This is a genomic window from Kocuria sp. p3-SID1428, assembly GCF_025149945.1.
GTDB lineage: Bacteria > Actinomycetota > Actinomycetes > Actinomycetales > Micrococcaceae > Kocuria.
On the sequence record NZ_JALXVH010000010.1, the window covers coordinates 38,497 to 59,915 of the forward strand.

A 21,419-nucleotide genomic window follows, 5' to 3' on the forward strand; every position below is an offset into this window, starting at 1 on the left:
CCGGGCGGACACCGGGCGCGGCTAGGGTCGATGCGTGTCTGCGACTGCGCAGACTCCCTCGCCAGCAGCGGCCGGCTCCCGGCCGGTCAGAACCTTGGAGCGCCCATGAGCACTCAGACCGCCGATGAGCTCGCGCCGGAGACGATCGATCAGGACGAGGCCGCGCAGCTGCGCAGCCCGCTGGAGCGCTTCGGGCTGAGCGGGAAGGCCCTCGAGTACGGCAACTGGATCGCCGTGGCCGTCGGGATCTACATCCTGATCACCGCGGTCAACGTCATCGGCGACGGCTTCAAATCGGCCACCGGCGGTCAGGCCGAGGAGCTGTTCGCCTTCGCGGAGAACCCGCTCATCGCACTGATGATCGGCGTGCTGGCCACGGGGCTGATCCAGTCGTCGTCGACGACCACCTCGATCGTCGTGGGCCTGGCAGCGGGCGGTCTGCCCATGGAGATCTGCATCCCTATGCTGATGGGCGCGAACATCGGCACCACGCTGACCTCCACGCTGGTCTCGCTCGGGATGGTGCGCGACAAGGAGTCCTTCCGCCGCGGCTTCGCGGCAGCCAGCGTGCACGACATGTTCAACCTGTTCGCGGTGGTCATCTTCCTGCCCCTGGAGATGCTCACCGGCATCCTCGAGAAGTCCTCCGGGTGGCTCTCCGAGCAGATGGCGGGCAGCGACGGCGGAATCGTCGCCGTGATCTTCGGCGGAATCGGGGCGGGGGTCACGGCGGTGACCGAGCCGCTTGCCGATCTCATCGGCATGCTGGCCGAATGGATCCCGCAGCCGTGGGGCGGCATCCTGCTGATCTTCATCGGCATCGGACTGATCCTGTCGGTGATCAACTTCATCGGCTCGCTGCTGAAGGTCGTCATGGTGGGCCGGGCCAAGCAGGTCCTGCACAGCGCCATCGGCCGCGGCCCGATCACCGGCATCTTCTCCGGCATGCTCATCACCATCATGGTGCAGTCCTCGTCGACCACCACGGCGCTGGTGGTGCCCCTGGCCGGCTCCGGCACCTTCTCCGTGAAGCAGATCTACCCGTTCACCCTGGGCGCCAACATCGGCACGACCGTCACGGCGCTGATCGCGGCCTTCGCCTTCTCCGGCGTCGAGGCGCAGTTCGCCCTGCAGGCCGCGCTCGTGCACCTGCTGTTCAACCTGCTGGCCACCGCGCTGATCTTCGGCGTTCCCTTCCTGCGGGTGATCCCGCTCGAGGGAGCGGCGCTGCTCGGCGAGCTGGGGGCCCGGAACAAGCTCTTCGTCGTCGCGTGGGTACTGGGCGTGTTCGTCGTGGTGCCCGCCGTGCTCATCTTCCTGACGGTCGTGCTCTGACCGTCCGCCCGACCGCTCCCAGGAGATAACGATGACCGACATGCCCCAGAACACCAGCACCCCGGACGCCGAGACCGCCACGCCCGTCGAGGCCAGGCTGGAGCAGATCCTCCTGGAGGCCGAGGCCTCGCTGCGCAGCCTGCGCGAGGAGCTCGAGGAGCAGCGCCGATTCGCTCAGCAGCATCAGCAGATCGACCGTCTCCCGGAGCACCTGGCTCAGACCAGCCATAAGTGGGCCGGCGTCAAGATCTTCCTGGACGACCTGGTCTCGGACTTCCGCCGCCTGCGCGACACGGGTGAGCAGCCGCAGACCGGTCCCGCCGATGACGCCGCGCAGGACAGGAGCCGATGATGCGACGCCGACTGTCCGCCGCGCTGCTCGTCAGCGGCCTCACCGTGACCCTGGCGGCCTGCGGATCCTCGGACGACGCTGAGACCCTCACCATCGGCGGCTCGGCCACGGTGTACCCGATCACCGAGCTGGTGGCCCAGGAGACCGGCACCAGCATCGACATGGAGGCCGAGGGCACCCTCGACGGCTTCGAGCGCTTCTGCAGCGGCGAGACCGTCATCAACAACGCCTCCGAGGCGATCACACAGGAGTTCCTCCAGCAGTGCGAGGACAACGGGGTCGAGTTCATCGAGGTCCCCATCGGCCTGGATGCGCTGTCTGTCGTGCGCAATCTGGACAACGACGCTGTGGAGGATCTGAGCCTCGAGGAGTTGCAGCAGATCTGGGAGCCGGACTCGTCGATCGAGCGCTGGTCCGACTTGCGTGCGGACCTGCCGGATGAGCGGATCGAGCTGTTCGGCCGCGACGACGGCTCCGGGACCTTCGAGTACTTCACCCACAGCGTCACCGGCGAGGCCGGTGAGATCCGCGAGGACTACGAGTCCACCGATGATCTCGACGAGCTCACCGAGTGGATCGCTGAGGAGCCGAACGGCCTGGGCTTCATGGGCGCGGGCAACTACCTCTCCGCCGATGACGAGGCCAGGTCGCAGCTGTCCACGGTGGCCGTCGACGGCGTGGAGCCCAGCCTGGAGAACGCCCAGTCCGGTGAGTATCAGCCGCTGACCCGGCCGCTGTTCCTGTACGTGAACAAGCAGAAGCTGGATGAGAGCCAGACGCTGCAGGATTTCACCGAGTCCTATATCGACTCGGCCTACGAGATCATGCCGCGGGTGTTCTTCTACCGGCTGCCGGAGGCGTCCTACGACCAGGTCCGGGAGCGTCTGGACTCCGGAGAGACGGGCTCCCTCTACGGGGGCGATCCGTTCCTCTCGACGTCGGTGGTGGAGCTGCTCGAGCAGCGGTGATCGCCCTGCGCGGCCCTGATGGCAGGTCGCGCGGGGCCTCCGCCGGCTCCGGCGTCAGCTCAGGGCGGCTCCCGTGAGCTGCGCGACCGTCTCCCACAGTCGCCGGGCCAGCTGCGGATCGGAGGCCTCGGGGGAGCGGCCCAGCAGGGTCGGTGTGCCGCGCAGCGCCTTGAAGCCCGATGGGCCCACGTAGCTGCACGGCGGCAGCTCCGAGGTGGCGGCCACCAGCACGTTCTGGGCTCCGTCGGCCGCGGATTGCGCCATGGGCGAGGTCGCCGCGGTGATGAGGGCGTTGGCGCGCTCGCCGAACTGATTCTGGATGTTTGTCAGCGCCCAGCCGGGGTGGGCCAGCATCACGGGGATCCCGCGCGGGGCGAGCCGACGGTTGAGCTCCAGGCCCCACAGCATGTCCGCGAGCTTGGACCGTCCGTAGGCCCGGAAGGGGCGCCAGCCGCGGGTCTTCGTCATGCGCCCGGATTGGTCGGGCAGGTCCAGAGGAGCCAGACGATCCTTCATGGGCTCAGTATGGCGGTGATCCAGTGCCCACCGGGCCTGTGGCGACTCTGCTCGCCACAGCATCGCGATCCGGCGGAGAATCTCGTCATAACGGGCCTGATGATCGGCGCCGGCGGGAAGGAATCAGCTCAGCTTGCGCGCCCTGCGCCACTCCAGCGCAGCGATGACCACAACCAGCAGCAGCCACAGCACAGGCCACGGCCGCAGCTGCCCGTCGATCAGGCTGAGCACGCCGGTGAGCAGCGCGAGCCCGGCCACGCCGGTCATCAGCCAGGCCCGGCGTCGAGCCGCCACTGCCCGATTCGGCGCGAACCGCTGCGCGTAGGCCTCCGCCGCCCCGAACTCCTCGGCAGGCGAGGTGCCGGCCTCCTGGGCATGGGATCGCGCCTCGGCCAGGATCTCCTTCACCCGCGAATCCGTGAGGTCCCCGCGGCTGCGCAGTGCAGCGCCCAGGGCGTCGTACCAGGAGGCGTCGTCGTGAGGGGCTGCGGTCCTGGCGGGCCGCGCGGGCCAGGCCAGTGCGGTGGCCCAGGCGAGCAGCGCATAGGCGACGACCGCGCCCAGGAAGCCCAGCATGGCCGTGCCCGGAAGCGTCACGGGATTGCCGAGCGCGAAGACGCCCACGCTCAGCGCTATGCCGGGAAGCGCTGCGGCCACCGCGGCCAGGACTCCGGCGGTGTGCGATCGAGCCGCCGTCACCGCGGTGTGGACGGCTGCGATCGTCCGCGACGTCAGAGCCAGAGCAAGCGGCGCCAACAGGAAAGACAGCTTCAGCGGGTCGGCCCAGGACCAGGTGATCAGCTCGTAGAGCAGGAACAGGCCGGCGTAGAAGCTCGCGATGATCAGCGTCTCGACCGCGAAGTCGCGCGGGCTGGTCGTCGGCGGCGCCTTCAGGGCCACGCCCTGCTCGCGCCAGGCGGCCTCCTGCCCCCGCGCCCAGGTCAGCGGGTCGCCGAAGAGCTCCTGCGCAGGCTCCTGTGCCGCGGCCACCTGCTCGGCGACCTCGTCGAGGGCCTCGACGATGCGACGCTCCAGCACCTCCTCCATCAGCAGCCGACCACCTGCGGTCAGCGCCCAGTCCTGATCCTCCTCGGCTCCGCGGGCGGTGCCCACTCTGTCGACGGCGGCCCGGAAATCGCTCTGCGCGGTCATCGTGCGTCCTCCTGAGAGTGAGCTGCGGGAGAAGAGGGCTCGAGAGCTGCGACCAGGCGATGCCAGTCGCCGCGCTCCCGGGACAGGCGCTCTCGTCCGACGTCGGTGAGGCGGTAGGTGCGCCGCCCGGGGCCGCTGTCGCCCTGGGACCACGACGCCGCTATGGCGCCCTGCTGCTCGAGGCTGCTCAGCAGCGGATAGAGCGAGCCGCCCTTGGGGCGGCCGAGCCCGCGTTCGGCGAGCCGTTCGGCGATCGCATATCCATGCAGCGGCTCCTCGGCCAGCACCGCCAACAGGGCGGTGCCCATGGCGGCGCGCACCCAGGGGGTCGGCCACAGCGGATCGGCGTCTGTCATGTATCTAAGTATGAGATGTACTTAGTGGGCTGTCGAGCCCTCGCGGAGTCGAGTCAGGAGCTGCCCAGATCAGGGTCTCGGGCCGACGAGCGCTCAGCTCCTGCAGGCGCTGGAGGGGCATGGTGCGGGCGCTCATCGTGAGGACAGGAACTGTCCTCACGATGAGCACGGCAGATGTTCTCCTGCTCCGGGTGCTCGAGGTCGTTCCCGTCGAACTGCCCTGGGGCAGAAGCCGACTCAGGTCCGGCGGTTCAGCGGGCGCGGCCCGAACACGGTGAGCACCGTCAGGACGGCAGGGGCAAGAAGTCCGAGCAGCAGGAAGGAGGCCGGTGAGTCCAGACGGTCGAGCATCCACTGGAAGTTCATGCCGAAGAAGCCGGTGGCCAGGGTCAGCGGCAGGAAGATCGTGGCCACCACGGTGAGGCGCTCCGAGACCACGGTCGCCTGCTCGTCCAGGACGTCCCCGGCCATCGCGTAAAGCCTCGTGGCGGTGGACTGGTTCGCCCCGAAGGTGGCTGCGGCCTGGCTCAGGCGGCTGCGATGCTGCTGCTCGAGCAGATCCGAGAGCTCGTCGTGGGCGATGAGCATGGTGCGGTGCGCGGCTTGCGTCTGGCCGAGGCGGAACAGCTCCGTGCGCAGCCGGCCCAGCTCCCGTCGTCGCGGCGCAGAAGCGAACCCCAGCGTCTCGTCCCCGAGCCGCTGGCTGTCGTCGTCGATCCTCTCCAGGGCGTCCTCGGCCTGCTGGGCGACCGCGGTCACCGCGGCCACCAGCCCGGCGCGGCCGTGCACCGGCGAGGCCTCCACGGCGGGGCGCACGACGGCAAGGTCCTCCGGGTGGCCCACCAGCAGCGAGACGTCATCGTTCGAGACGATCTGGACGGGCCGATGCTCGCGCTGGTCCTGGAGCACCATCAGCAGATGACGTGCAAGGACGACTCCACCTGCGGTGGTGGGATCGAACTGCATTGTCCCCCGATCTCGCTGCCAGCCCGGTCCCAAGGACCGGGCTGGCGGGTCAGTCGGCGCGAGTCGCCTGAGTCCGCCTCACCGCCAGCCGGAGTAGTCCCGCCAGCCCCAGGGCGGCGATGCCAGCACCCCACAGGGCGGCACCGGCCGCGGGCTCCGCCACGACCATGCCGCCGGTAGGTCGGCCCTGTGCGTCCATGCCGTCCCAGAGCGCAAACGGCGCGGTGTCGATCATGTGCCAGAGGACGAAGCCCCACACGGCCGCGACGATCAGCGCCGCAAGGGCCCACCGGCGCGAGCGGCCGATCCAGGCACTGAGCGCGCACAGGATCACGGCCGCACCGAGCGCGGCGAACAGCGGCCAGTCCGCCTTCAGCCCGCTCTCGGTGCCACCCAGGGCGGTCTGGACCATGGAGATGCCGTCCTTGTCCCGTGAATCGAGGACGGGCGTGGTGAGGCTCAGGACCCACAGCGCGGCGCTGAGCAGCGCTAGCACTCGCGAGGCCAGGACCACGGTCGTCAGCCTCGAAGAGCCCGCTCAAGCGGGATGCTGCCGTCCTGCCAAGGGGTCAGCACCCACACGAGCGCGTAGGCGCCCACGCCCAGCACAGGCAGCAGGAAGGAGGCGAGCAGCAGCGCGCGGACCACCCACACGTTGATCCCGAGCCGCGCGGCGATCGCGCCGCCGATGCCTCCGGCGAGCCGCTGCGGTCCGCGTCGGAAGCCGAGGCCGCGCACTGAATCGAAGATCGTGTTCATAGAGCCAACGTTACTCGGCGCGTGGCGACGCACGGCATGCGTCAGCCGCCCGAGCTCGCCAGGGGCTGATCCGGTCTGGCGAGCCTCAGCCCTGGGGCCGTCCAAGGAGGTGCGCCTGCTCGCCGTCGTGATCGAAGATCGTGAGGATCTCCGCCGGCCCGCGGTGGGCTTCGAGCGCGTGCAGGGTCATGGTGGAGAACTCCGCGGCCTGTCCCGGGGAGACGCCCTTCGGGTGGCAGCTCCCCACGAACCCGCAGGGGATGACACCGATCCCGGGGATCTGGAGCGCAGGCAACGCCAAGCCAGCCCATGACCATGGTGGTCTCGCCCGCCGCAGCCGGAGTCATGGCAGGCGCGGGGGTCCACGGTGAGCTGGCCATGACCCATCTGGCCCGTGCGGTGGACGGCGGCAGCGCCCGGCAGTGAGCTGCGGGGCGGCTGCATTCCACCGGAGCTGTCAGGCCGCGCCGAATTATGCTGAGGCTCCCAGCGCCGACCGGCGGCGCATCCAGCACAGGGGACACCCATGGCACTGCAGGAGATCGAGTTCGCGTCGGCAAATGGCCGCGACACCATCCAGGCATGGCTGCACACGCCGATCGCCGAGCCCAAGGCGATCGTGCAGATCGTCCACGGCCTCGGCGAGCACTCGCGGCGCTACCTCCACCTCATCAGCGCGCTGCTGGACGAGGGGTTCGCAGTGGCGGCGGGCGATCACAGCGGGCATGGTCGCACGGCCATGCGGTCCGGGATCTGGGCAGATGTCGGCGACGACGCCGCCCGTGTGGTCGTCGACGACGAGCTGGCGCTGCTGGCCAGGGTGCGCCAGGAGCTGCCCGGGGTCCCGGTGGTCGTGTTCGGGCACAGCTGGGGCTCGATGATCGCCCGCGTCCTGGCCGCGCAGCCGGATGTCGAGCTGGCCGGATTGGCCTTGGGCGGCATCGCGGCGCAGATGCGCGGCATCGAGTCGACGATCGACCGGGACATGCTCGCCGGCCTGTCCGCCGGAGAGGGCCGTGCCGAGCCGGCGCCGGATCTTCTGGTGGGACAGCTCTTCGACGGCTTCCTGGCCCGCTTCGGCCAGGACGCGGGCCCCACGGCCTGGGTGGCCCTGGACGCCGACGTGGTGGCCGACCACGGCCGCGACCCCTTCAACAACTTCGGGGCGCCCTTGAGCGCACGGTTCCTCAAGGGGTTCGTGGACCTCTACGACCAGGCGAACGACGACTCCTTCTACGCCGCTCTGCCCGTGGACCTGCCGGTGCTGATCCTGGCGGGGGAGCAGGATCCTGTCGCCAACTTCGGCGAAGGCGCGTTCCACGTGGCTAATCGACTGCGGGGCAGCGGCCATGACGACGTCCGCACCCGCGTCTTCCCCGAAGTCCGCCACGAGGTGCACAACGAGCCGCTGACTCGCGCCGAGGCCGAGGAGGAGATCCTCGGCTTCATCGCCCGAGTCACCGCGCGGAGCTGAAGGGCCGGGGGCTTCATGGCCGAGCCCGCTCCGGAAGAGGCTCCGGGGCGGGCTCGGTGCAGGAGCTGCGATGGTGTGCCGACTCCAGGGGACGGCTCAGTCGCCGAACGACTCCAGCAGCGCGAGCGCGGAATCCTTGCCGAGCTGGTTCGCGGCCAGAGGGCTGTCGCCGGTCAGCAGATTGCCGTCGCGGGTGGTCGCTCCGGACATGTCGTCGTTGACGATCTCGAGACCGGCGGCGGTGAGCTGCTCGCCCAGGTTCCACGGCATCTGCCCGGGGAGGTAGCCGATCTCGATGTTCGCCCCCAGGTCCAGGGAATCCGGGAAGGCGGTGATGCGGCGACCGGCGAAGGGGTTCTTCTCGCGGTCGATGCCCGCGGCCAGCAGGGCGGCGGGGCCGTGGCACAGGGTGATGATGAGCCGGTCCTGCTCCAGGAAGAAGTCCAGTGCCGACCGCAGCTCGCGGCTGTCGGGCAGGCCCGTCATGGCGCCGTGGCCGCCGGGGATGAAGATCGCGGCGTAGTCGTCGAGCCCGTCGGCGATGACGTCGGCGAGCGCGCGCGGGGTCTTGAAGGACTCCTGGGCGGCCTCCCAGGTGCTGGCCACAGCCTGGTCCTGCGACGGGTAGGCCCACCACTCGAACTTGCCGGGCCCGCCCGTGAGCGTGGCGACGTCGATGCCGTAGCCGGCCTGGGCCATGTGGTGCAGCGGCAGCAGGGTCTCGACGGGGTGATTGCCGGTGGAGAAGAACGTCCCGTTGCGCATGTGCATGTAGCGCTCGTGGGCGGCGATCACCAGCACCTTCCAGCGGCCGCCGCGGTACTGCTCCTCGGTGGCCAGGCCGTCGAAGTCCGTGGTTGGAGCGGTGTACTGGGAAAGTGAGTACGGAGACGGGAAGAAGGCCCCGTCCTCCGCTGGGTCCTGCGTGGGCGTGCGGTCCTGCGTGGTCTCGGTCATCGGATTCCCTTCACGAGTTTCGTCGGTGCAATCTATCTCGGCGCACGCTACAGGCCTGCTCTGACGTCGCAGCGAGATCTCAAGCGCACCCGTGACCATTCCCATAAGTGGGAGGCGGATGAGCCCTCTCCCTTCGTCGAGACCATCCGCCAGCGTCCGGTCGTCGACGTGATGACAGGAGAGATCCATGACTGAACGGCCGGCCGAGATCGAGCAGATGCTGCAGGCGGGCAGGCTCGAGCGGGTGAGCGCCAACCCCGACCACGCGCGCAAGGCGCTGGCAGCCGTGCTGGCTCACCACGGTCTGCGTGCTCGACCGGTGGGCGGGGCGCACGTGAACACCGGCGCGGCCGCCGCTGTGGATGTGCGAGCGGATCGCCGTGCTGTCCACTCCCGACGGACGCGGCGTCCTGGAGCTGTTCGAGGACATCCACCCGCCTGCCAGCCCCATGCCGCCGACCCAGCCGAACGACCTGGGCATGCACCGGGTCGCCTTCCAGGTCGACGATCTCGACGCCGCCCTGGAGAAGGCGGCCGCCCACGGCTGCCACCCGCTGCGCGGAGTGGCGGACTACCAGGGCGTCTACCGCCTGACGTACCTGCGCGGGCCCAGCGGCATCGTGGTGATGCTCGCCCAGGACATGCGCGGCGACTGAGGGTCTCCCGCCCGTCGCACGGGGTCCGTAGGCTGAGCCGGACCACGCGGTCCGCTACCACGGCACCTGCCGCTGATTCCGCGCCGGACCGACGACGCGCAGGAGGAAAACACCATGCTGAACTGGCTTTTCAAGGCACGACGGATGCGCGGCGACGCCCGCGCGGCCCAGCGCGGCCCCGAGGCCCTCGGCAAGCGGATGGGCCGCCGCGGCGCCCACCGGCTGCTGAGCCGGCTGCTGCGCTGAGCCCCGCGCCATGCGGGCCGCCTGATCACAGGCTGGTCTCCACCAGGGTCCTGCTGTCCTTGTGCCGGCGCAGACGGCTTCCCACCACCATGCGATTGCTCGACGAGCGGCTCACGATCCCCACGGGGCGCGGTTCCTCGCCGTGCCGGGGGCGCTGAGCGCGCCGTAGACACCGGCGGCCAGCGAGGTCCCGACGAAGCCCGCGATCTGGAAGCTCGTGGAGACGACCGTGACGCCGTGCTCACGGTCTCCACCGTGCTCTCGGGCCTGCACGGGATCGACGGAGCCGCGCTGCCGGTGCCGAGCATCGTCAGCGCCTCAGGGGCGCACCCCATCGAGCGGACTCCGTTCGACGACGGCGAGCTCGAGCGCCTGCACGCCTCCGCCGACGCCCTCCACCGGGCAGCCGCAGGACTGCGCGGCTGAGACCCGGCTCACCTCCCGGGCACGGGCGATCCGGAGCGTGGATACGGTGAAGGACAGCACTCTTCCTTCCCCCGTCAGCGAGGTTCCCCCGTGACTTCATCCGCGCCCGCCCAGGCGAGGCCGGCCGCCCGTCATCAGACCGCCTTCATCGCCGTGCTCGCGGTCGGCGCGGTGATCGGCGGTTTCCTGTTCGGCTTCGACATGTCGACCATGAACTCGGCGATCAACGGCATCGCGCCGTCGCTGGAGCTCAGTTCGTTCCAGACGGGGCTGATCACCTCGATCGCGATGATCGGGGCGGCTGCGGGTGCCTGGTTCTCGGGCGATGTCTCCGAGCGGATCGGGCGCACCCGGGTCATGACCCTGGCCGGCACCCTGATGCTCGTGGGCTCGGTTCTCACGCAGCTCGCCGACGGCTTCTGGCTGATCCTCGTCTTCCGCATCTGCACAGGCTTGGGCATCGGCGCCGCCAGCGCAGTGGTCCCGGCCTATGTCAGCGAGGTCTCCCCGCCGCGCATCCGCGGCACCATGGGCACGTTCTGGCAGATGTCGATCGTGCTCGGGCAGTTCCTGGGCCTGGTCTCCGGGTACCTGCTCGCCCGGGCCGCCGGCTCCGAATCGGCCCAGCTGTGGGGCATGGAGGCCTGGCGCTGGATGTTCGCCGTCGTCGCCGTCCTGGCGCTGGCCTATGCGCTGATCTCGCTGCGCCTGCCGCAGTCCCCGCCCGATGCCGTGCGCCTGGGCGATCACGACTCGGCCCGTGCCTTCATGGAGCAAGCCGGCGGCGACGACATCGAGGGCCGCTTCGAGCGCATCCGCGAGAAGCTCGCGGACCGATCCGAGAGCGCGTCGCTGAAGGACCTGCGCGGCAGCCGGCTGGGGCTCCAGGGCATCGTGTGGGCCGGGATCCTGCTGGCCGCCTTCCAGCAGCTCGTCGGCATCAACGTCGTGAAGATGTACTCCAACACCATCTGGCAGTCGGTGGGCGTGCCCGTCGACGCCTCTTTCCAAGTCAGCATGCTCACCGCCGGGCTGAGCATCGCGGCCACGGTCGTGGCGATCCTGATCATGGACCGCATCCCGCGCCGGAGCATGCTGATCGTCGGCGGCGCGTTCATGATCGCCTCCATGGCCGCGATGGCCATCGCCTTCGCCCAGGGCGGCGGCGCCGAGGACGCTCTGCCTCGCGGGGCTGCGCTCACCGCCCTGATCGGCATGAACGGCTTCGCGATCTCCTTCGGCATCACCTGGGGACCGGTCATGTGGCTCATGCTCGGCGAGCTGTTCGACTCGGACCTCCGCACCGTCGCCGTGGCCGTGTGCACGGCCGTGAACTGGCTGATGAACTGGCTGATCACGCTGACCTTCCCCGTCCTGGCGGGTATCGGCCTGGATCTGGCCTACGGTCTGTACACGGCCTTCGCGCTGCTGGGCGTGTGCTTCGTGTGGAAGTCCCTGCCCGAGACCAAGGGCAGGGCGATGGCCTGAGGCTGCTGGCGCAGGGCGCCGAGGAGGACGGGGGAGGTGCGGTGAGCTGGAGAGCTGAGGTGCGCGATCGGCTGCGCGAGGACGGGTGGACCATCCTGCAGCGGGCCGCCGCCGCGCTGCTCGCCTTCCTGCTCGCCCGCTGGTTCGGGGGCCACTCGGAGCCGTTCTTCGCCCCGATCGCTGCGGTCGTGTCCCTGAACACGGACCTGGGCGAGCGCGGCCTCAACGCCCTGAAGCTGCTGCTGGGCGTCCTGCTCGGGATCGTGGTGGGGGAGCTGACCCTCCTGGTCGTCTCGGATCTGGCGCTCGCGCTGGGCATTGCTGTCCTCGTGTCGCTGAGCATCTCCACACTGGCCGGCGGCTCGCGTCTGCTCGTGGCCCAGGCAGCGGCCTCCGCCGTGCTGACCGTGTCGATCTCCGACGGCAGCGCCGGCCCTGAGCGGCTGATCGACGCCCTGATCGGGGCGGGAGTCGCGCTCGTGTTCACGCAGCTGCTGTTCACCCCGGATCCGCTCAAGCTGCTGCGAGTCGCGGAGTCGGAAGCCCTGTCGTCCGTCGGTTCCGGGCTGCACCGGGCCGCCGAGGCTCTGGAGGATGACGACGAGGCTGCGGCCGTCGACGCGCTCGCGGGCCTGCGCGAGACGCGCGACGACCTGGCCGATGTGGCCTCAGCGCGCGAGCGCAGCCAGCGCGTGGCCCGGCACTCGCTGACCCGCCGCTCCGGGAGGCGCCCCCTGGTGGCCATGACCGAGAACGCCGGTCATCTGGACCTGCTGGGCGATGACGCCATCATGGCCGTGCGCCTGGCGATCGCCGCGGACCCGTCGTTCCGGATGGCCCACGGTGCCTCCCTGAAGCGCTTCGCGGGACTGATCGAGCGCCTGGCCGAGGATCCCGCGAGCCGCAGCGCCCGCCAGGGCGTCGTCGACGACTTCCCGGCGGCGCTGTCCGAGCTGGGCTCCGCCCGGGACTGCGATCCCACAGTGCGGATGATCCGCCTTCTGGCCCTGGACTCGATGCTCTACGCGGGCGTGGAGCCCTCGGCGGCGCAGGCCGTGGTAGAGGGCGCCTCCCACGAGCCGTCGGTGGAGCGCGACCAGGATCCGAGCACGACCCTGCTGCGGCGCGTGCGCCGATCCATGCGCCGGGGGAGGATGGAGCCATGACCACGTCATCAGCTCCCACTGCCCATAGCCGCCGCGTCCTGATCACCGGAGCCACCGGTGGGATCGGGCTGCTGCTGGCCGAGCGGCTCAACGAGCAGGGCCCCGGCTACGAGATCATCCAGCACGGTCGCACGCCCAGGAACGAGGAGCAGGAGCGCGTGCTGCGCCCAGCGCAGATCACCGACCTGGACGAGATGCTGGCACTGATGGACGGCGTGGACACCGTGGTGCACCTGGCGGGGGCATCGGCCCCGCAGGCCGAGTGGGACGACGTCCTGGACGCCAACATCGTGGGCACCCGCAGCGTGCTGGAAGCGGCCCGGCAGACCGGGGTGCGCCGTGTGGTCTATGCGTCCTCCAATCACGCCTTCGGCATGTGGGACCGGAACGAGCAGTGGCCCGTCCTGCCCACCACGCTGCCGCGACCGGACTCGCTCTACGGGGTCTCCAAGGTCTTCGGCGAGGCGCTGGGCAGCTACTACCACGACGAGTTCGGCCTCGAGTTCATCGCCCTGCGCATCGGCTGGTACGCCCAGGATCCTCTGGAGGCCGACGACGAGCTGCTGCACGCCATGTGGCTCTCCCCCGACGACTGCGTCCAGGTCTTCCGCTGCGCGATCGAGGCCGAGCGCGGCTTCGGGGCGTACTACGCGATCTCGGAGAACCCGAACCGGCGCTGGGACATCACGAGCACCATGGTCGAGCTGGGCTACCGGCCGCAGGACTCCTGGACCCGCTTCACCGGCAAGTCCGAGGACGTGGTCGAAGGCGGAGCACCCGTCCGCGACACCTGGCCGTCGGGGTCCTGAGCGATGGGCGGATCTCAGCCCGGCCGGCTCAAGGCCATCCTGCTGCTCGTCATCTCCCTGCTGTTTGTGGCGGCCGGTGTCTTCGTCCTGCTCTTCGGTCCCGTGATGCTCGGCCTGGTCGTGATCGCCTTCTTCGGCGGCTGTGCGCTGATCGGGCTGACGCAGCTGCTGGGCGCTGATCACCCCGCCACCCCGATCCTCATGGGGGTGGGATCCATCGGCATGGGCCTGGGGTGCCTGGCGATGCTGGCCGGCGGGCTGAGCGCTGGGCCGGCCGACGCGGGGGACTGGGTGATGGTCGCGATCATGCTGATCGGTGCCCTGTTCTTCGGCCTCGGCGGTGTGCTGCTGGTTCTCCTGCCGCTGCTTCGCCGCCGACGTTCGGTTCGACCGCAGGTGCCCTCTCCGGTGCTGCCCGTGGCCCAGGTCGAGGCGATGCTGGACGGGCGCCTGTCGCAGCTCGGCGGTTTGGGCGGAAGCATCGGCGGCGGGGTCGGGGCCGGGATCCCCGGTGCCGTCGGCGGCCGCTCCGGAGGTGCGTTCGGTGCGCAGGTCGGCACCCGCCACCTCACGCACCTGGACGGGGCGCGGGCCCAGCTGCCGGTGGCGCTGGATCAGCAGCTGGTCCAGCACGTGCTGCGGGAGGTCTTCGGGGGTCGAGCCGAATGGGGATGGGCACCGGATCGGCCGGTCATCCTGATGACCGGCATGGTCGGCTCCGGCACCGGCGGCCTGAACCCCTGCGTCCTGCAGATCGTGTGGTCGCAGCACGGGCTCGAGGCCACGGCCCATGCCCGGGAGGGGCTGATCGGGCAGCGCACGTGCGCGCGGACCCTGGCGAAGCTGGAATCCGCGCTGTGCCAGGAGTCCCGATGACCGAGCTGGCTCCTGCGGCAGCCCGCCGCATCGCCCTGGCCGCCCAGGGCTTCCTGGACCCGCGCCCGGCTCCGGGCGCTGTCACGGCGCGGCACCTGAACCGGGTGATCGATCGCGTGGGCGTGGTCCAGGTGGATTCGGTCAACGTGCTCACCCGCTCCCACTACCTGCCGTTCTTCTCCCGGCTCGGGCCCTATGACCGCGCCCGACTGGACCGCCTGCGCGACCGCTCGCCCCGACACCTCGTGGAGTACTGGGCACACGAGGCCAGCCTGATCCCGCTGCAGACCTGGCCGCTGCTGGCCTTCCGCCGCGACCGCGCCCGTGACGAGGCCTGGGGCGGCATCCGCCGGATCGCCCAGGAGCAGCCCGAGCTCGTGGAGCGGGTGCTCGCCGTGGTGGCATCCCACGGGCCCCTGACCGCCCGGCAGTGCGACGCGCTCGTGGAGCATCAGGTCCCCGGCCGCGGCAACGGCTGGGGCTGGAACTGGTCGGCGGTCAAGACCGCGATGGAGTTCCTGTTCTGGTCCGGGCAGATCATCAGCAGCGGGCGCAACCAGCAGTTCGAGCGCACCTACGTCCTGCCCGAGCGGATTCTTCCTCCCGAGCTGCTCGAGCGCTCGCGGCAGATGGATGCTCATGAGGCCCATGTGGAGCTGATCCGCATCGCCGCCCGCGCCCACGGGGTGGCGAGCCTGCGCACCCTGCGCGATCACTTCCGGCTGCGCGCCGACGAGTCCCGCGCCGCCGTTGTCGATCTGGTGGCGGCCGGTGAGCTGGAGGAGGTGACGGTCCGCGGCCTGGGCCCGGCCTACCTACACACCGAGGCCCGACGGCCCCGCAGAGCCCATGTGGAAGCCCTGGTCAGTCCCTTCGACTCCCTGGTGTGGCAGCGCGAGCGCACCGAATCGCTGTTCGGCATGCGCTTCCGGCTGGAGATCTACACGCCGGCGGCTCAGCGCCGCCACGGCTACTACGTCCTGCCGTTCGTCTACGGCGACACCCTGGTCGCACGAGCGGACCTCAAGGCCGATCGAGCCGCAGGCGCCCTGCGCGTGCAGCGCCTGACCTGGGAGCCTGAGGCGCCGGGGGCGGCACGGGAGGCGCTGGCTGCGCAGCTGCGCTCGATGGCCGAGTGGCTCGAGCTCTCGGAGGTCGTGGTCTCCGCATAGCTCCAGCCCGCAGGGACCGGGCGGTCGCGGCTCACTCGGGATCGGGGCGCGGCCACGGCTGGGCGCGGATGGCCTCGACCGATTCGTTGAAGCGGCGCATCAGGCGAGTCAGCTGCTCGACGTCCTCTTCCGCCCACTCGGCCGTCACGGCGGCCACGGAGTCGGTGCGGCCGCGGAAGTCCTCGCGGAGCCGGTTCGCGCCCTCGGGGGAGGGTTGGTGCTTGCGGGCCGAGCCTCCGTCGGGGTCCTCGACCCGCTCGATCAGCCCGGCCTTCATGGCGGCCGCGACCTGGCGGTGGACCGTGGAGACGTCCAGGTCGAAGGCCTCGGCGAGCTCTCCCACGGACAGCGGCCCCGAGGCCTCCAGCCGCGCCAGCAGAACGGCGGCGCTGCGCTCCAGGGTCGCCGAGCGCAGACGGGGGGCCGAGCCCTGCAGCGCGTGCCGGGACATCAGCATGTGCTCGTACATCAGCGCCCGCAGCGTCCGGCTGTCGCTCTGCTCGTCCATGCGGCGGCCCCCTTTAGTGGTGCGATCTCGTCACCTCGAATTGTATCGTGCAAACTCAGTGCTAGATTTGCATCATACAAACCTCGATCCCAGGAGATGATCCTTGTCAGCCGCCACCGGTGAGATCCCGCGCATCGACCACCCGAGCGCTCAGCCCCTGGTCACCCCGGCCTTCGTGCTGGCCTGGATGGTCAACTTCTCGCAGTACCTCGTCTTCTACCTGCTGGTCACCACCATGGCGCTGTACGCCGTGCGCGAGTTCGCCGCCGACGATGCCGCCAGCGGCTTCGCCTCGAGCTCCTTCGTGGTGGGGGCGACCGTCGCGCGACTGGTCACCGGCTTCATCGTCGATCGGCTGGGGCGCCGTCGCGTGATGCTCGCGGCCCTTGCGGTGACGATCCTGGCCTGCGCTCTCTACCTCCCCACCGCCTCTTTGCCCCTGCTGATCGCGGTGCGCATCCTGCACGGCTTCGCCTACGCCTTCGCCTCCACAGCGGTGATGGCCATCGTGCAGTCGGTGATCCCCGCAGCCCGACGTGCCGAGGGCACCGGCTTCTTCGCTCTGGGCACCACGCTGGCCACGGCCGTGGGGCCGGCGCTCGGGCTCTTCCTGGTCGGCTCCTTCGGCTACGGGACCCTGTTCGCGGCTGCGCTGGGAGCGAGCACGGCGGGGCTGATGCTGGCGCTGTTCCTGCGCCGTCCTGCCGAGGGCACCCCGGCGCGCACGGACGAGGAGGCCGAGGAGCACGACGAGGCCGTCGCCGCGCGGAAGGCCGAGTTCTCGCTCGCGGAGATCCTGCATCCGGCCGTCGTGCCGATCGGGCTGTTCATGGTGCTGATCGGACTGAGCTATGCCGGGGTGATCACCTACCTGAACGCCTACGCCGTGCAGCGCGATGTCGCCACCGGCGCCGGACTGTTCTTCGTGGCCTATGCCCTGGCCATGCTCGTGATGCGCTTCGTGCTGGGCCGCGTCCAGGATCAGCGCGGGGACAACATCGTCGTGTGGTTCGGCATCGTGTGCTTTGTCCTGGCGCTCGTCGTGCTGTCCGCGGCCCAGCAGGACTGGCAGGTGGTCGTGGCCGGTGCGCTCACCGGTCTGGGCTACGGCACGCTGATGCCGGCCGCCCAGGCCATCGCCGTGAGCGCCGTGCCTGCCGACAAGCTCGGCACCGGGATCTCCACGCTGCTGCTGCTGGCCGATGTGGGGATCGGGCTGGGCCCGGTGCTGCTGGGCGCCATCCTCTCGGCCACCGGCTACGGCCCCATGTACGCGGGGCTGGCGGTCGTGGTGGTCGTGGCCGGCATCTTCTACCACGCAGTGCACGGCCGGCATCAGGCGGCCCGACGCCGGCAGGCGGCCTGAGCGCGACGACGAGACCCCTGCCCGTGACAGCGACAGGCGGACCCGACGAGCTCGTCGGGTCCGCCTGTCGCTGTGCCCTGGCGCGGGCCGCTGCGTGCGGGTCTCAGGCCACGGCGTCGCGGGCGTCGATGAAGGCCCGCACGCACTCGCGCACATCCTGCTCCGAGTGCGAGGCCGACAGCTGCACACGGATCCGCGCCTTGCCCCGCGGCACGACCGGGAAGCTGAAGGCGATCACGTAGACGCCCGCCTCGAGCATGCGATCGGCGATCTGGGTCGCCTGGCGGGCGCCGTCGTCGCCGGGGAACATGACCGGGCGGATCGGGTGCGTGCCGGGCAGGACGTCGAAGCCGGCTTCGCGCATCAGCGAGTCGAACAGCTCGGTGTTGGCCTGCAGCTGCCTGCGCTTGTCGGCCGACGACTCGATCAGCTCGAGGGCCGCCAAGGAGCCGGCGACGACGGCCGGGGCCACCGAGTTCGAGAACAGGTAGGGGCGCGAGCGCTGCCGCAGCAGATCCACGATCTCCTGGTGGGCCGCCACATAGCCGCCGGAGGCCCCGCCCAGGGCCTTGCCGAGCGTGCCGGTGAGGATGTCCACGCGATCCATCACGCCGAACAGCTCCGGGGTGCCGCGCCCGCCGTCGCCGATGAAGCCGACCGCGTGCGAGTCGTCCACGAAGACCAGGGCACCGAACTCCTCGGCCAGGTCGCAGATCTCATCCAGCGGGGCGTAGGAGCCGTCCATGGAGAAGACGCCGTCGGTCACGATGACCTTCCGGCGCGCGTCCGCCGCCGCCTCGAGCTGGGCGCGCAGATCCGCCATGTCCGCGTTCTTGTAGCGGAAGCGCTGGGCCTTGGACAGCCGCACCCCGTCGATGATCGAGGCGTGGTTCAGCTCGTCCGAGATGATCGCGTCCTCGGCGCCGAAGAGCACCTCGAAGACGCCGCCGTTGGCGTCGAAGCACGACGAGTAGAGGATCGTGTCCTCGGTGCCCAGGAACTCGGAGAGCTTGTCCTCGAGCCGGATATGCAGGTTCTGCGTGCCGCAGATGAAGCGGACCGAGGCCATGCCGAAGCCCCAGTCGTCCAGGGCGGTCTTGGCGGCGCCGATGATCTGCGGATCATCGGCCAGGCCCAGGTAGTTGTTGGCGCAGAAGTTCAGCGCCTCGGACTTCAGGGTGGTGATGTGGGCGGACTGCGGGGAAGTCAGCTCGCGCTCGTCCTTGTGGAGCCCGGAGTCCCGGATCTCCTGCAGCGTGGCGCTCAGCTCATCCTTGAGGGTGCCGTACATGGTGGTTCCTTCGGGGGTCGGTGGTTCGGGGTGTCGTCGTCGGTGCGGGGGCGGGTGCGGTCAGGACCAGTCCAGGATGACCTTGCCGCACCGGCCGGAGCGGGCGGCCCCGAAGGCGTCCTCCCACTGCTCGGCGGGGAAGCGGTGCGTGATGACCTGCGAGACGGCCGAACGGAAGCGCTCGGACGTGGCGACCATCTGCGACATGGCGTACCAGGTGTCGAACATCTCACGTCCGTAGATGCCCTTGAGCGTGATCATGTGGGTGATGACCTTGCCCCAGTCCAGGTCGTAGGACTGATGCGGCAGCCCGAGCAGGGCGATGCGGCCGCCGTGGTTCATGTTGCTGATCATGTCCGAGACCGCGGGCCCGGCCCCGGACATCTCCATGCCGATGTCGAAGCCCTCCTTCATGCCGAGCGTGTCCTGCGCGTCGGCAAGGGACTGCCGCGTCACGTTGATCGTGACGTCCGCTCCGGCATTGCGGGCGAGCTCCAGGCGGTAGTCGCTGGCATCCGAGACCACCACATAGCGCGCCCCGGCATGACGGGCGATCGCCGCGGCCATCACGCCGATCGGCCCGGCGCCGGTGATCACGACGTCCTCGCCGACCATCGGCCACTGCAGGGCCGTGTGGGTCGCATTGCCCAGGGGATCGAAGATCGCGCCCAGGTCCGGGTCCAGATCCGCGGGGTGGACCCACACGTTCGTGGCCGGCAGGACGACGAAGTCCGCGAAGGCGCCGTCGCGGTTCACGCCCAGGCCCTCGATGGCGATGCAGACGTGGCGGTGCCCGGCACGGCAGTTGCGGCAGGTCCCGCACACGATGTGGCCTTCACCCGAGGCTCGATCGCCGACGGCGACGCTCGTGACCTCCGAGCCCACCTCGACGATCTCGCCGTAGAATTCGTGGCCGATGACCAGGGGCGGGTCCACCGTGGAGCGGGCCCAGTCATCCCAGTCGGCCAGGTGCAGATCGGTGCCGCAGATGCCGGCGCGCAGCACGCGGATCTTCACGTCCCAGGCGCCGCAGCCCGGCTCCGGGTGGTCGAGCAGCTCCAGTCCGGGGTCGGCGGACAGCTTGGTGAGTGCGCGCACGGGGCTCGTCTTTCCTCGAACGGTCGGCCGGGTGGGGCCGCGGATCCGCCTCCGCCGGTGCGGTGGCACCGGGTCGTGGTCGCGTCCGATCCGATCAGGGCCAAGACGGCGACGACCGGGTGGAGGGTTCTTCGGAGCCTAGGGGCTGGACGACCTGCGGCGCGGCTCACGCGAGCATCGCGACGCAAGGTTGAGCAGAACCCGTGCGGCAGCGCGGACTGCTCGCGAGGCGGGGTGCGAGCAGCCGAGCTCACCGATTCTGGGGGAACTCCCAGCTTTACGATGACGATCGAGGTGGGCGAGGACATCATCCCTGTCATGGCAGGGATGTGCCGTACTCAGCCACTGTTCAGGTTACAATTCCATCACGGTACAATCACGGTTTGATAACGAATGCGATTTGAGCGGGTCTTGCGTGACCTCCTAGGTTCTCTGGCGGACTCCGGGCAGCACGCCCGCATCGACATCCGCTGAGGAGCACGCCATGAAGAAGAAGACCACTCGCTACGCCGCAGCCGCCGCGCTCGCCTTCGCCGGCACCAGCGCCGCCGTTGCTCCCGCGCAGGCCGCGGTCTCCGTCTCGGGTGCCGAGACCCCGATGCAGACCCAGGCTCAGACATCGGCCGGTGAGGCTCCGGCCCCCGAGGCCGCGCCGGCCTCCGATGCATCGTTCTCCGCACAGGTCTCCCAGGAGGTCCTCGCCCAGATGAACGAGCACCGCTCCCAGGCCGGGCTGTCGCCGCTGTCGAGCAATGGGCAGCTCGACGCCATGAGCACCGACTGGTCGGGCCAGCAGGCCGCCGCCGGCGCGCCGTCGCACAACCCGTCGTTCATCGCGCAGACCAGCGCCGCGGGCTCGACCGGCATGGCCGAGAACATCGCCTACAGCGTGGGCTCCCAGGGCTCCGTCGAGGCCACGGCCTCGTACTTCGTGGACTTCTGGATGAACAGCCCCTCGCATGAGGCGAACATCATGAATCCCGAGTTCAACGCCGCCGGCTTCGGTCTGGCGGAGGGCGCCGACGGCAACGTCTACGCCACGCAGAACTTCGGCACCTTCTGATCCGCAGCATCCCGCGCGCACCGCGGCCCGACCTCGCGGGGCTGACGTCCCGTCGGTGGGCGGTGCCATGATGAGATCAGGCGCACAGGCGCAGGCCCGAGCCCGCGATGCGCGCCGATGTCCCGAACCGGTCGCCCTCGCGGGCGGCCGCAGATCCAGGAGGTTCCCATGTCAGAGAACACGCAGGGCGACGACGAGCTCTACACGCCCGTCACGGACGACACCGAGGGCGGCGCGGAGATGATGGGCGCCACCGGCGACGCCGGCGGCGCCTCGTCCCTGGAGAAGGACCCGGAGGAGTGGGTCAGCGGCGACGAGCCCATGACCGAGTCCCAGAAGTCCTATCTGGACACCCTGGCCAAGCAGGCGGGGGAGTCCGTTCCGACCGATCTGACCAAGGCGCAGGCGTCCGAGCACAT

General features: G+C 70.1%; 25 protein-coding genes and 1 pseudogene. 15 read left to right on the top strand and 11 right to left on the bottom strand.

What is annotated here, in order from left to right; translation table 11 throughout:
• The first annotated feature begins 105 nt into the window (after positions 1-105).
• Genes M3E84_RS03810 through M3E84_RS03820 form a run of 3 tightly spaced genes read left to right on the top strand, consistent with a single transcriptional unit; the run spans position 106 to position 2,655 of the window.
• The gene (locus M3E84_RS03810; RefSeq protein ID WP_259894654.1) at positions 106-1,335 is read left to right on the top strand and encodes a Na/Pi cotransporter family protein; all 1,230 of its coding nucleotides are present in this window, start codon (positions 106-108) and stop codon (positions 1,333-1,335) included.
• Between the two features lie 31 nt (positions 1,336-1,366).
• Positions 1,367-1,687: a hypothetical protein gene (locus M3E84_RS03815; RefSeq protein ID WP_259894655.1), complete on the top strand. Its 321-nt coding sequence runs from the start codon at positions 1,367-1,369 to the stop codon at positions 1,685-1,687.
• Positions 1,684-2,655, top strand: a complete 972-nt coding sequence (locus M3E84_RS03820) for a PstS family phosphate ABC transporter substrate-binding protein (RefSeq protein ID WP_259894656.1) — start codon at positions 1,684-1,686, stop codon at positions 2,653-2,655. The genes M3E84_RS03815 and M3E84_RS03820 overlap by 4 nt, the downstream gene beginning before the upstream one ends.
• Positions 2,656-2,709: 54 nt before the next feature.
• On the opposite strand, the gene M3E84_RS03825 is transcribed toward M3E84_RS03820, so the two are convergent.
• The 7 genes from M3E84_RS03825 to M3E84_RS12475 form a co-directional block, all read right to left on the bottom strand.
• Positions 2,710-3,171, bottom strand: a complete 462-nt coding sequence (locus M3E84_RS03825) for a hypothetical protein (protein WP_259894657.1) — start codon at positions 3,169-3,171, stop codon at positions 2,710-2,712.
• Positions 3,172-3,294: 123 nt separating this feature from the next.
• A complete protein-coding gene (locus M3E84_RS03830) occupies positions 3,295-4,323 on the bottom strand; it encodes a hypothetical protein (protein WP_259894658.1) in 1,029 nt (342 codons plus the stop codon).
• Positions 4,320-4,679 (bottom strand): PadR family transcriptional regulator, encoded by a 360-nt coding sequence (locus M3E84_RS03835; protein ID WP_259894659.1) that lies wholly within the window; start codon positions 4,677-4,679, stop codon positions 4,320-4,322. The genes M3E84_RS03830 and M3E84_RS03835 overlap by 4 nt, the downstream gene beginning before the upstream one ends.
• Positions 4,680-4,916: 237 nt before the next feature.
• Positions 4,917-5,645 (bottom strand): CorA family divalent cation transporter, encoded by a 729-nt coding sequence (locus tag M3E84_RS03840; protein WP_259894661.1) that lies wholly within the window; start codon positions 5,643-5,645, stop codon positions 4,917-4,919.
• Positions 5,646-5,694: 49 nt separating this feature from the next.
• Entirely contained in the window at positions 5,695-6,159 is a 465-nt protein-coding gene (locus tag M3E84_RS03845) for a hypothetical protein (RefSeq protein ID WP_259894662.1), read from the bottom strand.
• Between the two features lie 5 nt (positions 6,160-6,164).
• On the bottom strand, positions 6,165-6,404 hold the full coding sequence (locus M3E84_RS03850) for a PspC domain-containing protein (RefSeq protein ID WP_006215424.1): 240 nt from the start codon (positions 6,402-6,404) through the stop codon (positions 6,165-6,167).
• A gap of 85 nt (positions 6,405-6,489) precedes the next feature.
• Complete coding sequence (locus M3E84_RS12475) at positions 6,490-6,705, bottom strand: hypothetical protein (RefSeq protein WP_396415556.1); 216 nt, start codon at positions 6,703-6,705, stop codon at positions 6,490-6,492.
• 225 nt (positions 6,706-6,930) lie between these two features.
• On the opposite strand from M3E84_RS12475, the gene M3E84_RS03860 reads away from it, so the two are divergent.
• The gene (locus tag M3E84_RS03860) at positions 6,931-7,878 is read left to right on the top strand and encodes a lysophospholipase (RefSeq protein WP_259894664.1); all 948 of its coding nucleotides are present in this window, start codon (positions 6,931-6,933) and stop codon (positions 7,876-7,878) included.
• A gap of 96 nt (positions 7,879-7,974) precedes the next feature.
• On the opposite strand, the gene hchA is transcribed toward M3E84_RS03860, so the two are convergent.
• Complete coding sequence (gene hchA, locus M3E84_RS03865; protein WP_259894666.1) at positions 7,975-8,835, bottom strand: glyoxalase III HchA; 861 nt, start codon at positions 8,833-8,835, stop codon at positions 7,975-7,977.
• 371 nt (positions 8,836-9,206) lie between these two features.
• On the opposite strand from hchA, the pseudogene M3E84_RS03870 reads away from it, so the two are divergent.
• The 8 genes and pseudogenes from M3E84_RS03870 to M3E84_RS03905 all read left to right on the top strand — a co-directional run.
• A pseudogene (locus M3E84_RS03870) lies at positions 9,207-9,491 on the top strand (VOC family protein); the annotation flags it as partial.
• 114 nt (positions 9,492-9,605) lie between these two features.
• Positions 9,606-9,737 carry a hypothetical protein gene (locus M3E84_RS03875; protein WP_006215416.1) on the top strand — a complete coding sequence of 44 codons (132 nt, stop codon included), beginning with the start codon at positions 9,606-9,608 and terminating at the stop codon, positions 9,735-9,737.
• A 237-nt stretch (positions 9,738-9,974) separates the two neighbouring features.
• The gene (locus tag M3E84_RS03880; protein ID WP_259894669.1) at positions 9,975-10,163 is read left to right on the top strand and encodes a hypothetical protein; all 189 of its coding nucleotides are present in this window, start codon (positions 9,975-9,977) and stop codon (positions 10,161-10,163) included.
• A 90-nt stretch (positions 10,164-10,253) separates the two neighbouring features.
• Positions 10,254-11,651 carry a sugar porter family MFS transporter gene (locus M3E84_RS03885; RefSeq protein WP_259894670.1) on the top strand — a complete coding sequence of 466 codons (1,398 nt, stop codon included), beginning with the start codon at positions 10,254-10,256 and terminating at the stop codon, positions 11,649-11,651.
• Between the two features lie 41 nt (positions 11,652-11,692).
• The gene (locus M3E84_RS03890; RefSeq protein ID WP_259894672.1) at positions 11,693-12,817 is read left to right on the top strand and encodes an aromatic acid exporter family protein; all 1,125 of its coding nucleotides are present in this window, start codon (positions 11,693-11,695) and stop codon (positions 12,815-12,817) included.
• Positions 12,814-13,626 (top strand): NAD(P)-dependent oxidoreductase, encoded by an 813-nt coding sequence (locus tag M3E84_RS03895; protein ID WP_259894674.1) that lies wholly within the window; start codon positions 12,814-12,816, stop codon positions 13,624-13,626. Before M3E84_RS03890 ends, M3E84_RS03895 begins: the two co-directional genes overlap by 4 nt.
• A gap of 3 nt (positions 13,627-13,629) precedes the next feature.
• Positions 13,630-14,502, top strand: a complete 873-nt coding sequence (locus tag M3E84_RS03900) for a hypothetical protein (RefSeq protein ID WP_259894675.1) — start codon at positions 13,630-13,632, stop codon at positions 14,500-14,502.
• Positions 14,499-15,674, top strand: a complete 1,176-nt coding sequence (locus M3E84_RS03905; protein ID WP_259894676.1) for a winged helix-turn-helix domain-containing protein — start codon at positions 14,499-14,501, stop codon at positions 15,672-15,674. Before M3E84_RS03900 ends, M3E84_RS03905 begins: the two co-directional genes overlap by 4 nt.
• A gap of 31 nt (positions 15,675-15,705) precedes the next feature.
• Here M3E84_RS03905 and M3E84_RS03910 read toward each other — a convergent pair whose 3' ends face one another.
• On the bottom strand, positions 15,706-16,182 hold the full coding sequence (locus tag M3E84_RS03910) for a MarR family winged helix-turn-helix transcriptional regulator (protein WP_259894678.1): 477 nt from the start codon (positions 16,180-16,182) through the stop codon (positions 15,706-15,708).
• Between the two features lie 103 nt (positions 16,183-16,285).
• Here M3E84_RS03910 and M3E84_RS03915 point away from each other — a divergent pair, with 103 nt between their 5' ends.
• Positions 16,286-17,548 (top strand): MFS transporter, encoded by a 1,263-nt coding sequence (locus M3E84_RS03915; RefSeq protein ID WP_259894680.1) that lies wholly within the window; start codon positions 16,286-16,288, stop codon positions 17,546-17,548.
• A 103-nt stretch (positions 17,549-17,651) separates the two neighbouring features.
• Here the strand turns inward: M3E84_RS03915 and M3E84_RS03920 are convergent, their stop codons facing one another.
• Both M3E84_RS03920 and tdh read right to left on the bottom strand, forming a co-directional pair.
• Positions 17,652-18,839: a glycine C-acetyltransferase gene (locus M3E84_RS03920; protein WP_259894681.1), complete on the bottom strand. Its 1,188-nt coding sequence runs from the start codon at positions 18,837-18,839 to the stop codon at positions 17,652-17,654.
• Positions 18,840-18,899: 60 nt separating this feature from the next.
• The gene (gene tdh / locus M3E84_RS03925; protein WP_259894683.1) at positions 18,900-19,937 is read right to left on the bottom strand and encodes an L-threonine 3-dehydrogenase; all 1,038 of its coding nucleotides are present in this window, start codon (positions 19,935-19,937) and stop codon (positions 18,900-18,902) included.
• 484 nt (positions 19,938-20,421) lie between these two features.
• On the opposite strand from tdh, the gene M3E84_RS03930 reads away from it, so the two are divergent.
• Both M3E84_RS03930 and M3E84_RS03935 read left to right on the top strand, forming a co-directional pair.
• Positions 20,422-21,000 (top strand): CAP domain-containing protein, encoded by a 579-nt coding sequence (locus M3E84_RS03930; RefSeq protein ID WP_006215406.1) that lies wholly within the window; start codon positions 20,422-20,424, stop codon positions 20,998-21,000.
• 168 nt (positions 21,001-21,168) lie between these two features.
• A partial coding sequence (locus tag M3E84_RS03935) for a DUF3072 domain-containing protein (RefSeq protein WP_259894685.1) occupies positions 21,169-21,419 on the top strand: 251 nt, incomplete at its 3' end.

Coding starts and splice junctions, on each gene's coding strand:
- M3E84_RS03835 (WP_259894659.1), bottom strand. CDS start 4,679: ATGACAGACGCCGATCCGCTGTGGCCGACCCCCTGGGTGCGCGCCGCC.
- M3E84_RS03815 (WP_259894655.1), top strand. CDS start 1,367: ATGACCGACATGCCCCAGAACACCAGCACCCCGGACGCCGAGACCGCC.
- M3E84_RS03900 (WP_259894675.1), top strand. CDS start 13,630: ATGGGCGGATCTCAGCCCGGCCGGCTCAAGGCCATCCTGCTGCTCGTC.
- M3E84_RS03830 (WP_259894658.1), bottom strand. CDS start 4,323: ATGACCGCGCAGAGCGATTTCCGGGCCGCCGTCGACAGAGTGGGCACC.
- M3E84_RS03810 (WP_259894654.1), top strand. CDS start 106: ATGAGCACTCAGACCGCCGATGAGCTCGCGCCGGAGACGATCGATCAG.
- M3E84_RS03820 (WP_259894656.1), top strand. CDS start 1,684: ATGATGCGACGCCGACTGTCCGCCGCGCTGCTCGTCAGCGGCCTCACC.
- M3E84_RS03895 (WP_259894674.1), top strand. CDS start 12,814: ATGACCACGTCATCAGCTCCCACTGCCCATAGCCGCCGCGTCCTGATC.
- M3E84_RS03850 (WP_006215424.1), bottom strand. CDS start 6,404: ATGAACACGATCTTCGATTCAGTGCGCGGCCTCGGCTTCCGACGCGGA.
- M3E84_RS03875 (WP_006215416.1), top strand. CDS start 9,606: ATGCTGAACTGGCTTTTCAAGGCACGACGGATGCGCGGCGACGCCCGC.
- M3E84_RS03930 (WP_006215406.1), top strand. CDS start 20,422: ATGAAGAAGAAGACCACTCGCTACGCCGCAGCCGCCGCGCTCGCCTTC.
- hchA (WP_259894666.1), bottom strand. CDS start 8,835: ATGACCGAGACCACGCAGGACCGCACGCCCACGCAGGACCCAGCGGAG.
- M3E84_RS03910 (WP_259894678.1), bottom strand. CDS start 16,182: ATGGACGAGCAGAGCGACAGCCGGACGCTGCGGGCGCTGATGTACGAG.
- M3E84_RS03920 (WP_259894681.1), bottom strand. CDS start 18,839: ATGTACGGCACCCTCAAGGATGAGCTGAGCGCCACGCTGCAGGAGATC.
- M3E84_RS03905 (WP_259894676.1), top strand. CDS start 14,499: ATGACCGAGCTGGCTCCTGCGGCAGCCCGCCGCATCGCCCTGGCCGCC.
- M3E84_RS03825 (WP_259894657.1), bottom strand. CDS start 3,171: ATGAAGGATCGTCTGGCTCCTCTGGACCTGCCCGACCAATCCGGGCGC.
- M3E84_RS03860 (WP_259894664.1), top strand. CDS start 6,931: ATGGCACTGCAGGAGATCGAGTTCGCGTCGGCAAATGGCCGCGACACC.
- M3E84_RS03840 (WP_259894661.1), bottom strand. CDS start 5,645: ATGCAGTTCGATCCCACCACCGCAGGTGGAGTCGTCCTTGCACGTCAT.